5 protein-coding genes are annotated in these 13,125 nt (G+C 65.9%); 3 read left to right on the top strand and 2 right to left on the bottom strand.

Annotated elements, in window-relative coordinates; all coding sequences use genetic code 11:
* Positions 1-2,760, bottom strand: coding sequence for a helicase-related protein (locus CYL12_RS11480; RefSeq protein ID WP_233486720.1), 2,760 nt, complete (start codon positions 2,758-2,760; stop codon positions 1-3).
* Positions 2,761-3,102: 342 nt separating this feature from the next.
* On the opposite strand from CYL12_RS11480, the gene CYL12_RS11475 reads away from it, so the two are divergent.
* From CYL12_RS11475 to CYL12_RS11465, 3 genes are read left to right on the top strand one after another with little or no spacing between them, the layout of a single operon-like run.
* Entirely contained in the window at positions 3,103-7,737 is a 4,635-nt protein-coding gene (locus tag CYL12_RS11475; RefSeq protein ID WP_101847716.1) for a DEAD/DEAH box helicase family protein, read from the top strand.
* Positions 7,734-10,931 (top strand): helicase-related protein, encoded by a 3,198-nt coding sequence (locus tag CYL12_RS11470; protein ID WP_101847715.1) that lies wholly within the window; start codon positions 7,734-7,736, stop codon positions 10,929-10,931. The genes CYL12_RS11475 and CYL12_RS11470 overlap by 4 nt, the downstream gene beginning before the upstream one ends.
* Positions 10,924-12,705, top strand: a complete 1,782-nt coding sequence (locus CYL12_RS11465; protein WP_101847714.1) for a DUF1998 domain-containing protein — start codon at positions 10,924-10,926, stop codon at positions 12,703-12,705. The genes CYL12_RS11470 and CYL12_RS11465 overlap by 8 nt, the downstream gene beginning before the upstream one ends.
* On the opposite strand, the gene CYL12_RS11460 is transcribed toward CYL12_RS11465, so the two are convergent.
* Positions 12,613-13,086, bottom strand: coding sequence for a very short patch repair endonuclease (locus tag CYL12_RS11460; protein ID WP_286120536.1), 474 nt, complete (start codon positions 13,084-13,086; stop codon positions 12,613-12,615). The two genes, CYL12_RS11465 and CYL12_RS11460, sit on opposite strands and share 93 nt — an antisense overlap.
* Between the last annotated feature and the right edge of the window lie 39 nt (positions 13,087-13,125).

The raw sequence follows: 13,125 nt of genomic DNA, 5'->3' as shown, positions 1-13,125 counted from the left end.
TCAGGCCTCCTCAGGGACGACGACGAGCAGGGGGCGGGCGAGGTGGCGTGAAGGGAGCATCGAACGCGCTGTGCGTTCCTCGTCCTTCACTGCGGAGCGCCGACCCTTGAGGTCCGCACGCTGGACGAGATCTCCCGACGCATCGATCCACGACTCCACGCGCTGCGACCATTCGTCGACCCGCCGGCGTGCGTCCGCCGCTGCGGCCTCGGTGGTCACCTCGAGATGTGACACGGCTCGGTCCACGGCGCGCGGGATGAGGTCCTGCAGCGCCTCGACATCGTCGATCGCGCCCGGATTGGTCTGGGCCGAGGTGATGCCGAGGTCGGCGAGGGCCTCTCCGGCACTCGCGTAGGGGTGGATCATGCCGCCCGCGACCGTTACGAAGCTGGTCGCGATCACCTGACCTCGGGCGTTGCTGAGAGTGCCGAGCAGCAGCACGGTGGGCACCGGCACGTCACCGCGAACGACGAAGACCTCGTTGCGACCGAGCTTGGCGAGCACGCGGTCACCCGCCCAGTCGAGCACGGGGTGCAGCGGACCGAGGTAGTGCGTGTCGGGCCACAGGCTCTGGCGCTCCGAGCTATCGTCACGCGCGTCTTTGAGCGAGGCCTTGGCCCGGGTCTCGGTGGTCGCGAGCTTCATGTCGCCGAGCACCTTGCGCTCCTGCAGGTAGCTCTGGGGCAGGACGGTCAATCGTTGCTTGAGGTCGTCGGTCGGGCTGAGCTCGACGATGCCGTATCCGACGTGCACCTTCCAGTCCACGCCGCCCGCGCCGAGGTTCTCTGCGGGTGTCTCGAACACCTCATGCAGGGCGGACTGCAGGTAGTCGGCATCCGACTCGAAGAGGCCGGTCGTGCCGCCGTCGACGGTGGCGGACACCGCGATGGGAGTCGACTCGGAGTATCCCTGTAGGAATGCTCGCCACGGATCGTCGGGGTCGTCCGCGATGTCGGCGACTCCCGGGACGACCTCGTCGATAGAGTGCCCCTTCATCAGGGCCTGCTCGATCGCCTTCTCTTCGGCGGCGACGCTGTACGCCCCCATGAGCACTGCCGCATCGCCGAGCGCGCCGTGTGCCTCGTTCTCGCGCTCGACGAGACGCTGCAGCACGCGCATGTCGCCGGAGAACCGCTGATTCGACGGGCTCAGCAGCAGAGTGGTGATCTGCGGTGGGTGCTGCTGGCCGTAGCGGTCGATGCGGCCGTTGCGCTGCTCGATGCGGATGAGGCTCCAGGGAATGTCGAAGTGGACCAGCTCATGGCACTGCGAGTGCAGGTTCACTCCCTCGGATGCGATGTCGCCGGTGATCAGCACACGGATCGGTGACGACGACTGCTTGAACGACTCGACCACTGCCTGCTGTTCGACATCGGACAAACCTCCGTGCAGGATCTCGACCTGCTCCTCCTTGAGCTTGAGATCTTCACGAAGGCGAGACAGCAGCCAGTGGAGCGTCGCGACCCGCTCCGAGAAGATGACCACGCGTTCGGCTGAGCCACGCGCGATGCCGATCTGCTTGAGGTACGCGACGAGCTTCGTCAGCTTGGCCGACTCGCCCTCGGTGCTGTCCTTCGCCAAAGATTCCAGCCGCCGGAGCGCCTCGAGTTCGCGGTCCTGTTCGAGCGTTCGAGTGTCGCCGAGAGTGCGGATGCGGTTGCGCACCGACTCGAGCAGAGCCGGAGGGCTCGACAGGTACGCCTTCGCCAGGGTCCAGGGGAACAGCCCCTTGTTGTCACCCGAGTACGGGCTGCTCACCTGCGGGTAGAGCCAGACCTCGGCGAGCTCGTCGGCGACGGCATCCTCCACAGGTGACGCGGCGACGACCAGATGCTGCAGCTCCTTGCGCTCCGCCCACTGATCGCCGACCTCACGCTTGACCTCGTCCGAATAGCGGTGCCGCCGGATCACGAGACGATCGAGTGCCTGCGGATCCACGTCGCCGTTCGGCGACACCGCGGTGGGCTCGAGAAGGCGGATGAGCTCGGCGAACGATTCCTTGCGGCCGTTGTGGGGAGTGGCTGACGCGAGGATCAAAGCTTCGGTGTTCGGCGCGAGCACGCGGGCGAGGGCGTTGTTCTTGGTGACGCCGGTGAGGTTGTGCGACTCGTCGATGACGACGGCATCCCACTGTTGCCGGCGCAGGTGATGCAGGTAGCGCTCCTGCTTGAGGGTGTCGACCGAGATGATCACGCGCTTGTAGAGGCTGAACGGGTTGCGGGTAGCTGGCAGCTTCTGGCGTACCCGCTGGATGCCCACTGAATCGAGGCGCACGAACGGCAGTGCGAAACGGGTCCACATCTCGAACTGCATCTGCTCGAGCACGTGCTTGGGCGTGACGATCAGGATGCGCTCGCCGCGTCCGCGCCGCACGAGCTCGGAGAGGATCATGCCGATCTCGATCGTCTTGCCGAGGCCCACCGTGTCGGCGAGGAGGATGCGGGGGCGGAGCTGTTCCGAACTCAGAGCCTTGCGCACTGCGGTGCGCTGGTAGCCGAGGGTGTCGGTGAGCATCTGTGTCGACACCGAGAGGCTGCCGTCTCCGAGCGGCAACGGCGTGCGGCGCAGCGTGGACTCGAGCCACAGGCGGGTACTTCGATGACCGGGAGACGAGTCGGAGCGCAGCCGTGCCGCTCGCGGATCGAGCGGCACGATGTCATCGAGGCCCTCGTAGAACGCCGCTCGGGTGTCACGGACCAGTTCGGAGATCCCGGTGACCTCGACCAGCAGGCCGTCCTGGGTCGGATCGACCTTGGTCACGAGCCAATCCGCGTCGCGGACTGTGACGATCGATCCGGGGGCCACGTTGAGGAAACTCCGAGCGGCATCCGACTGCGATGTCTGCACGACTTCGTCCCTCCCCTGACCGGTGTGCGGTCGATCCGCTCTCCGCCATCGTATCGATCCGATGTGATTCGAGGAGTTCGTCGAATCGCCGGATATTCGACGCTCCGACTTCATGCGGGCGGATGAAACCTCCTCCATAATGATCGCCAGGGGGTGGCGTTCGAAGTGGAATGTCTGAGGTCCTCCGTATCGTCACTCGGCTGAGCACTCGCCTCGGCGCGGACATGGTTCCGCTGACAGGAGGAGAGGTTCGACATGAGCTGGCCGGAGCTGATGGATCCCGAGTTGCAGGATCACATCTCGGAGAGACAGTCCAAGGCGCTGCGCGTCTATGAGGAAGACCATGATCTGCTGGTGGAGCATGTCCGCCAGGAGGACAGCTTCAAGTCCGGCGGGTACGGGACGAGGCAGATCCCTGAGCTGCTGCAGAACGCGGTGGATGCGCTCGCCGCGGGTGGATCGCCGGGGATGGTGGAGTTCCGCCTCGCCGACGGAGCGCTGTACTGCGCCAACGAGGGCGCGGGTTTTGACGCCGACGGATTGACGGCCGTCACCTATGCCTTTCTCAGTTCGAAACGCGGCGATGAGATCGGACGGTTCGGACTCGGATTCAAGTCCGTGCTCGGTGTGAGTGATCGCCCGCAGATCTACAGCCATTCGGTCAGTTTCGCCTTCAACGCCCCCGAGACGTCGGAGCTCTTCGCGGGGATCCCGTCCGATGGCGGTCGGTATCCTCTTCTCCGCGTGCCGAGTGTGGTCGACGTCGACGAAGCGAGGCGTGAGGACCAGAACCTCGCGGAGATGATGGGCTGGGCGACCACGATCGTCAAACTGCCACTCACTCGTGAGGGGGATCGGCTCCGACAGGAGCTCAAGGCGTTCTCGCCCGAGTCCCTGCTCTTCTTCAAGGGCCTCGACTGCCTGCGCATAACGTTGCAGGACCGCCCGGGTACCGCCGCGGTCTCGCGGGACTTCCACCGCGAGGGCGATCAGGACGACGGACAGGTCGTCATCGTCGACCCCGAGGGCGTGCGCAGCCGCTGGCTCTACGCCGAGCGCGAGTACAAGCCGACGATCGATGTCGCCTCGACGCTGTCGGCCACGGCCCTGCGCCAGTCGATGACCAACTCCTACGCCGTCAGGCCCGAGGGACGTGCGAGCCCCGGGCAGCTCTGGGCGTGGTTTCCGTTGCGCGACCAGACCACCGCGAGCGGCATCTTCAACGCTCCTTGGCAGGTGAACGACGACCGCACGTCGTTGATCGTCGCATCGAAGCTGAACGCCGCCATGCTCGAGGTCGGCGCCGAGCTGTTCCTCGACGTCGTGTCGCGCGCCTCGACGGCGGATGATCCGGGAGCGCATCTAGATCTGTTCCCCGCTCGCGGCCGCGAGAGCCGGAGCGCGGCAGACAGCTTCCTGTCGGCCGAGATCCCGAGACGCGCGAGAAGTCGCGCGTTGATCCCCGACGTGACGGGCGCGCTCAAGGTGCCACCGTACTTCACCGGCGTACCTGACATCGTCAAGAGTCCCCTGACCGTGACCTCAGCCGAGATCTGGCAGGAGCGTGCTCCCCGCGAGACCATGCCGCACGCTCGGTGCTTCTCGACGCCTGCCCGCCGCAATCGCCTTCGGTCACTGCTCGGCGGAGACGAAGAAGAGCGCAGCCCGCAGGAGTCGGGCGTCGCGGCGTGGCTGACCGAACTCGTCGGCGACCAGAGCGTGGAAGGAGTCGATGGCGCTCTTCGGATCCTCGTGGAACTCGCGGCGAACGCCCGCCCCACTCATGACCTGGCGCTCTCAGCCCGCGTCATCCCCTTAGAGAGCGGTGGATGGGTACGGGCCGATCAGTCCGACACAGTTCTGCTCCCCGTCCCGGGCGCCGTCGTACCCGACGGCGTGGAACTCGTCCGGTCGGACGTCGCGGACGCTTCTCACGATCTGCTCCGGCGGCTCCGGTTCCGCGGGGTCACGGTCGATGAGGCTGCTTCAGCCCTGGCTGCTTCGGCGACAGATCGATGGAGCGAAGCCGAATGGGCGCATTTCTGGGCGACCTTGAACACCGCCACGCCACAGGTCGCCGCCCGTGCCGTGGAGGGGATACGTGAGCGAGGGGTGCGCGTTCTCGTTCGCACGGAGGCCGGCACCTGGCGTGCTGCGTCGGATCTCGTCGCCGATGGGTCGATCGCACGGGACATCGCGACGCGTCAGATCGACGCATCGATCGTCCCCAACATCGCGCTTCGAACAGCGGCGGGAGCATTCACCGCCCCGGAGCGCGATCGCGAGCTCGAGCGGGACCGCCTGCGCGGCGATTACGTCGCGACGATCGAAGACGTCGTACGCCGCTACCTCGCGGCCAATGGCCTAACGGCCCCTACCATCACCGTCCCCGACATGCGTGGCGTCGGACCTTTGGATCTGCTGGTGGACGACCTCTCCGAGCAGGATCGTGTCGCGTGGACGCACGCGATCCTCGCGCGGATGGGCAATACGCAGTTCGTCCTCGACGTGCCGCTTCGTGGTCGCAGGGCCGAGATCATGGTCTCGACGATGGAGTGGTGGGCGGTACGCAGTCGCGGACTCATCCAGACCTCCGCCGGTGCGCGACGGCCGGACGCCGCCGTGTCGGGCTCATTGCGCAGATTCTCGGCCTTCCTTCCGGTGGCCTCTCATGACGTGGTCGCCGGATTGCCGCTACCCAGAGACCTCGCCTCGGTACCCGTGAGCATGCTCGAGGACTTCCTCGGGCGCGGCGACTACAAGCTCCTTCACGCAGCGGAGTTCGCTGAACTGATTCAGGAGTGTGCGCGCCGGTCCGATGTCGCGGTTCCCGAGCACGTGCCGGCGGTGATCAACGGCTCGGTCGTCCTCACCCCGCGCAGCGAAGTCGCCATCGTGGTCGACAGCGCCGACGCCGCAGACCTCGAGGAGGCCGGCGTTGCCTACATCCCCATCGCGGCCGGCGATCCGCGTCTGGTCGAGCGTTGGGGATTGCTCTCCGCCGAGGATGCGCTGCATCAGTCGGTCGAGGTCGTGGGAGCCACGGAGGCGATCCCGCTCCTCGACATCCATCCGAGTCTGCAGAGCCACGTGTTCGTGCCGCTCGCCCGGGCGACCGTCACCCGCGCCGTCTCCATCCATCGCGTGCTCCAGAGCGCGCGAGGAACCAGGAAGAAGCGGCTCAAGGCGACACGCCAGGATCGAGCGGTTATCGTCGACGCGTCGCTCGAGATCGACGACGCGCTGGTCGTCGTGTCCGACGAACTGGAGCTCGGGCTCTCTGCGGACGACGTGCGGACTGTGCTGCGCCACGACGAAAGCCTGCGTCAGAGTGAACTGATCGCGTCGGCGCGGGCGGCTCGCAACGACGAGAAGCGTCTTCTGATCCTCGCGGGGGTGGACGCACTGCGGAGCAACCTGCCCGACGGTCTTCTCGCCGCCGTCGAGTCCAACACCGGGACGCTCGACGATGGCGGTGTCGCCGAGCTCTTCGTGCGGGTGCACGGACACGACTCGGTTCGAGAGCTGCGTGACGTCCTCCGTCAACGGGGCATTCCCGTCCCCGAGCGATGGGACGGGTCTCCGCAAGCACTGGCGGCCGTGAAGAACCTCGGTTTTCACACTTCCTACGCCGGCAGCCGAGAGAAGAAGCCGTCCGCCGTCAGCCACATCCAGGGCAAGCTCACGCTGAATCCGCTGCATGACTACCAACGAGAGGTGGCAGAAAAGATCGCGGCGCTGGTCGCCTCCGAGGACCCGGCTGGGCGACGCGGTCTCCTCTATCTGCCGACCGGAGCGGGCAAGACCCGCGTGACGGTGGAGGCGCTCGTAAGGCTGATGAAGGCGGGCGAGATCGAGTCGCCCGTGCTGTGGATCGCGCAGAGTGAGGAACTCTGCGAGCAGGCGATCCACTCGTTCTCTGAGGTCTGGCGTGCGTTCGGGGACGAACGGGCACTCGACGTGAGCCGGTTCTGGAGTGGTTACGAACTGGATGAGTCCGACGAGGAACTCCAAGTGGTCGTCGCGATCGACGCGACGCTCGGTAGCCGTCTGGGAGAACCGCAGTACGCATGGCTCACGACGCCGGGGATCGTCGTCATCGATGAGGCCCACACGGCGCTGTCCAAGACCTACACCGACATCCTGCGGCATCTCGGACTCACGGCGCAGAGAACCGATCGCCCTCTGCTCGGCCTCACGGCTACTCCCTTCCGTGGCCGCAACGACGAGATCAACCGCCTCTTCGCCCAGCGATTCGGCGAGAACCGTCTGGAGTCACTCGACCCTGACGACCCGATCGCGCAGCTGCGGTCATGGAACGTCCTCTCCGAGGTCGACTACCACGTGCTCGACGGTGTCGAGGTCAGGGTCGGCCAGCAGGACGCCGAATTCCGCAAGATGAAGGAGGTCACGCCCGGCATGCTCGCTGCGATCGGTCAGGACATGCAGCGCACCCTCACGGTCGTCAGGCACATCAAAGAGCAGAAGGAGGACTGGCCGATCCTCGTGTTCGCCGCATCCGTAGCGTCGGCGCACACGATCGCCGCCCTGCTCCGACTGGAGGGCGTGCGGGCGGACTCCGTCGACGGGAGCATGCGCCGACAGCATCGCCGGCGCGTGGTGGAGCAGTTCAAGTCCGGGCAGACGCAGGTGCTGGTGAACTGCGATCTGCTCACCCAGGGGTTCGACGCGCCGATGATTCGAGCGCTTTACATCGCGCGCCCGACCTTCAGCCCGAACCGATACCTGCAGATGGTCGGCCGCGGGCTCCGCGGACCGGCCAACGGTGGCACCGAACGGTGCCTCATCGTCAACGTCGAGGACACCTTCGAGCAGTTCGGTGAAGACCTCGCATACAACGAATTCGACTATCTCTGGAGCAAAGCATGACCGACATCGAGACCGCAGAGGTCGTCGCAGAATCCACGCCGATCACGGACGCGCGCGAAGGGAGGGATGCCGTCGTCGCCGAAGTGCGTCGGCGCTGGCTCGGCCCCTATGGTGGTGAGGAAGAGGTGCTGCACCGCAGCCCGGTGTACGCCTATCTGGTCGGCACGCTCTACCCGGTCGAGCAGGGGGCGGCGGCTCCCGTCGAACTTGAGGACGTCGAGGACACGACGGGTCCAGCATCGAGGGATGAAGAGCTCGAGTGGGAGACCGAGCTGGCGGCGGGCGAGACGGAAGATGCAGATGCCGAGGATCTCGGTGTCAACCTCACCGGCGCTTTCGGCTGGGCTCCTGCATCGATGGGAGTGTCGTTCCTGCACGGTGGGTCGACGCTCCGAGTCGACCTCGCCGCAGGGGTGTACGAGAGGAACGACGAGGAGGACTGGGTACGCCGCCCGTTGGAGAGCTCGGAGTTCATCGAGGTGGGGGCGAGTTCGAGCATCCCTGTCTTCGGGAAACGCGCCACGCTGTCGTGGAGATCACGCCGATTCGACGGTCGATGGCTGACGACCGTCGCGCTCTCGAATGCTGCCGAGGTCGGCGCGGGCGAGGCGAAGCGCGACGCCGAACTCTGCCTGTTCCAGGTTGAACTGGCCTGCTCTGACGAGACGGGCTTGCTGCCATATCCGCAGGCGGGTGTGCTGGTGTCCGACGACGACAAAGAACTCGCCTTCCGCTATCGGGACAAGCCGTCCTTCGCCATCGGACACGGCGTCGCCGTGGATTGGTCACCGGAGGCGGCACCCGTGACCGTACGCACGACCACGATCCCCGAGACCGAGGTCAGCGCGATCCGGGCGAAGCGCGGCTCAGGTGATGCCGTGCGCATGCGGTGGCTGGCGGACGAGTCGGTGTCGACATCAGACCTGGTCCAGGGGCTCTCGTCCGTGGCACGTGATTATGCGAAGTGGATCGAGGGACAGGCCGTCGATGCATCCTCGGTCGCTGCCGAGGACAGGAACATCGCCGATGGCATCGTGGAGCGGCAGAGGCGAGCACTGGCTCGGATCGAAGAGGGCATCGGGCTGCTCGGCGACGACGAACAGGTGCTGCAGGCCTTCCGGATGGCGAACGCGGCCATGCGGTGGCAGATGCTGCGTCAGCGCGGGGTCGTGGCCAAGGAGACGAGATACGGCCGGCGGTTGTTCGAAGACAAGGGAGCCGACGAGCCGACCTGGCGTCCGTTCCAGCTCGGGTTCATCCTCAGCTCACTCGCTTCCACCGTCGACGAGGCGCATGAGGATCGGGAACTGGTCGACCTGATCTGGTTCCCGACCGGCGGTGGAAAGACCGAGGCCTACCTCGGTCTGGCCGCGATCGAGATGATCCGGCGCCGGTTGGCACGCGGAGTCAAGGGCGGCGGTATGGCCGTACTCACGCGCTACACGATGCGCCTACTCACCGCGCAGCAGTTCCAGAGAGCGGCCACGCTGATCTGCGCGCTCGAGTTGATGCGTCTCGATGACGAGAGGTTCGACGGGATGCCCGACTTCTCCATTGGACTCTGGCTCGGCATCGCGTCGACGCCGAACACGTTCAAGAAGGCCGAGACGCAATTGCGGGAAGTGCGGCAGCAGAGCAGGCCCGACAATCCGTTCCAGTTGCTGGTATGTCCGTGGTGTGCGACGTCGATCATGCCCGAGCGGCATTCGAACAAGGATCGCTCATACGGAGTCAGGGCGGACGCCTACGGATTCGAGTTCTTCTGTCCCGACGATTACTGCCCGTTCTCGGCCACGCTGCCGGTGCAGGTGGTCGATGAGGGGATCTACGCCAACCCGCCGACCATGCTCGTGGCGACCGTCGACAAGCTCGCGCGTCTCGCCTGGATCTCGGACGGCTCCCGTATGTTCGGCATCGACACGGTCTGCGATCCGCCTTCGCTGGTCATCCAGGACGAGCTGCATCTGCTCTCCGGCCCCCTCGGCACGATCGTGGGTGTTTACGAAGCGGCGATCGGAGCACTTCTGCGGTGGAACGGCACGGCCCCGAAGGTCGTGGCGTCGACGGCCACGACCCGTGCGTCGCGAGAGCAGGTGACGGGATTGATGGCGAAGCCGGTCGAGGCGTTCCCGCCAGCAGGGCTGCGCGCGGAGGACAATCACTTCTCCGAGCCCGATCCCGATGCTGCGGGCCGCCTGTACCTCGGCATCATGCCTCAGGCGCACACGCCATCGTGGGCGATCGGCCAGATCGCGACGGAGCTGCTCGATGCTCCCGTCTCGACTGGGCTCGACGGCGAGGCGAAGGATCGCTACTGGACCCTCGCGGTGTACCACAACAGCCTCCGCGAGCTCGGCAGGACCGTGACCATCCTTCGCGACGACGTCCAGAGCAACCTCTTCCGCCGTTCGGGTGGCGACCGTCCGACCCGCACGCTCGGACCGGACGGCGTCGAGGAGTTGAACGGCAATGTGCCGTCCGACGAGCTCGTGCGCCTTCTGCGACGGCTCGAGCGCGGCCCCAAGCATCCCGAGGTCATCGACGCCCTCGCGACCACCAACATCATGTCGGTCGGCATCGATGTGCAGCGTCTGGGCGTCATGCTCGTCAACGGTCACACGAAGACCACCGCCGAATACATCCAGGCCACCTCGCGCGTCGGGCGTGGATCGACACCGGGGCTCGTCGTGACGATGTTCAGGGCGGGTAAGCCGCGCGACCGTTCGGTCTTCGAGTCGTTCCAGACGTATCACGGTTCCTATTACCGATTCGTGGAGCCCTCGAGCGTCACGCCTTGGTCGCTTCAGGCGCGACGTCGTGCTCTGCACGCAGCGCTGGTGATACTCGTGCGACACGGGGCCGGACGCAACGGCAACGCGGACGCCGCCTACTTCGACCCGGAGTCGGCTGGCGTCAAGAAGGCAATCTCGTTGCTGAAGCAGCATGTGGCGAACGCCGACCCGCGTGAAGCGGCGGAGGTCGGCAAGGAGATCGACGACGCGGTTCTCCAATGGGTCGAGGCCAGGGAGCGAGCTGAGGCGGCGGGCAAGTCCCTCGTCTATCAGTCCAAGAACCAGGACGAGCGCCTGCTCCGGCAGTTCACGGAGCCGGGTGCCGGTTGGCCGGTGATGAACTCGATGAGGAACGTGGACAGAGTCGTGAAGGTGCGCGCGAAGGGAGAGCGGAATGGCTGAGTCGACGGTGAAGACGATCCGAGCATCGGAGACGGTCGCTCCCTACGGGCCGGGAGCGATCGTCGACATTCTCGGTCAGTCCTTCATGGTGCCCACGGGTGATCGTTGGCCGTCGCCGAAGGTGCGCGAGCGCGTGGAGTCCGACCGTCTGGCCGATGCACTGCACGTGCAGGAACTGTGGGCCGCACCGACGACGCATGAACCGGAGAAGGGCTCAGTGCCCGGTCTCGAACTCGTCAGGTTCCCCGGCTGGTTGTTCTGCCAGGTGTGTCGACGACTGATCAAATGGAGCGCAAGTCTCGAGACCGGAGGAGTGCCGCACTGCACGCAGGTCTCCTGCGACGGGCGCCTGGTGCCGATGCGCTTCGTGCTTGTGTGCACCGAGAACAGTCATCTCAGCGACGTTCCGTGGGCCGACTGGGTCCACCGAGGCTCCGAGGGTGAATGCAAGTCGGCGGAGAAGCTGAGGTTCACGACGCTCGAGGGCGCGGGCGACGGTCTCAGCAGCCTGCAGGTGTCGTGCGATGCATGTGAAGCGCGCCGCTCGCTCGGAGAGCTCCGCCGCGATGCCCTCGCCAAGGACGGGTTCAAGTGCACCGGCACGCAACCCTGGGAGCACGAATGGCCCGGGTGCGGTAAGCCTCTCGACGCTCAGCAGCGTGGGGCCACGAGCCTCCACTTCAGCGACTCCGTCAGTGCGATCGATATCCCGCCGGTGCCGAGCCGGGCATTCGAGAACGAGGATGCCGTTCGCGGCCACGCGATGTTCGAAGGGCTTCGCGGGGCCCCATCATCGGTACGCGACGTCATGATCGCGCAGATGGTCGCCGACCTCGGAGTGCCTGCCGCTGAGATCGAGGCGCTGCTGGAGGTCGACGACTCTCCCGGCGAACGCCGGGAGATCATGAGCACTCTTCAGGCCGAGGAGTTCGAGGCATTCGTGGGCGCTGTGACGGGGAAGACACCGACGAAGGACTTCGTCACTCGGGCAGTCAAGCTGCATCCGAAGGGCATCGACGCGGTCGACGGCGTTGTCGCGCGAGTCAAGGACGTGGTGTTGGTCGACCGACTCCGAGACGTTCGTGCGGTGCGCGGCTTCCGCCGATATTCGCCGGACGCGACGGCGGTCCCAGCGGTGCCGACGAAGTCGTTCGAGAAGACATGGTTGCCGGCCGCCGAGGGATACGGCGAGGGCATCTTCATCCGATTCGATCCCCAGGCGGTCAAGGGTTGGGCTGAGCAACCGGCGGTGCAGCACCTGGCAGCCACGCTTCTCGAACATCAGAACCATTCGGTACTGGGTCGGCGGCTTCATCTGGCTTCCGCCGAGTACGTGCTGCTCCACTCCTTCGCGCATCTGCTGATGCGCGAACTCGCGTTCACCAGCGGGTACACAGCCGCCTCGCTCAAGGAGCGCATCTACTGCGAGTCAGAGGGTGACTACGGCATCTTCATCTACACGACCACGTCGGACGTCGAGGGCACTCTTGGGGGACTTGTGAGGCAGGGTGAACCGGACCTCCTCGTCGAGGGCATCGTGGCGGCGCTCCAGCAGGCCGCGTGGTGCCCGAACGATCCGGTGTGCTCCGAATCCGAACCGCAGAGCATCGACGGCCTCAACCTGGCTGCATGCCACGCGTGCAGTCTTGCCCCCGAAACGTCGTGCGAGTCGTCGAACCTCCTACTCGACAGGACTTTCGTCGTCGGGGGCGGAAACGTGACCGGATTCTTCGGTCCCGTTCTCGACACCCTTCTCGGGCAACGGGTCGGGTGACCTCCTCCGTCGCACTTCCTTGACGATCCGGGCGGCCACGTCATGTGCGTCCGTCCGGATCTCATGCTCCCAGATGCGTACGACCGACCAACCTCGTTCGCTGAGGACACGGGTGGTGTCGGCATCGCGAGCTCGATTCGCCGCGACCTTGTCAGACCAGAACGTCGCGTTCGATTTCGGAGACTGATGGTGATCAGGACACCCGTGCCAGAAGCAGCCGTCAAGGAACACAGCGACCCGAGCCCGTCGGAACAGAAGGTCGGCGGTGCGGCGCAGGTCTCGCTCAGGACGAGCGCTGACGCGATATCGGAGACCGGACCGATGGACGAGGCGTCGTACGAGCATCTCCGGTCCCGTATCGCGTCCACGGTTAGCGCGCATGCTCGCTCTCGCTCCCGGACTGCTCGCCCACGAATCGGA

It is taken from the genome of Zhihengliuella sp. ISTPL4 (assembly GCF_002848265.1).
Classification (GTDB): domain Bacteria; phylum Actinomycetota; class Actinomycetes; order Actinomycetales; family Microbacteriaceae; genus Microbacterium.
This window is presented reverse-complemented; position numbering and strand designations above follow the sequence as displayed.

Coding starts and splice junctions, on each gene's coding strand:
- CYL12_RS11475 (WP_101847716.1), top strand. CDS start 3,103: ATGAGCTGGCCGGAGCTGATGGATCCCGAGTTGCAGGATCACATCTCG.
- CYL12_RS11470 (WP_101847715.1), top strand. CDS start 7,734: ATGACCGACATCGAGACCGCAGAGGTCGTCGCAGAATCCACGCCGATC.
- CYL12_RS11465 (WP_101847714.1), top strand. CDS start 10,924: ATGGCTGAGTCGACGGTGAAGACGATCCGAGCATCGGAGACGGTCGCT.
- CYL12_RS11460 (WP_286120536.1), bottom strand. CDS start 13,086: ATGCGCGCTAACCGTGGACGCGATACGGGACCGGAGATGCTCGTACGA.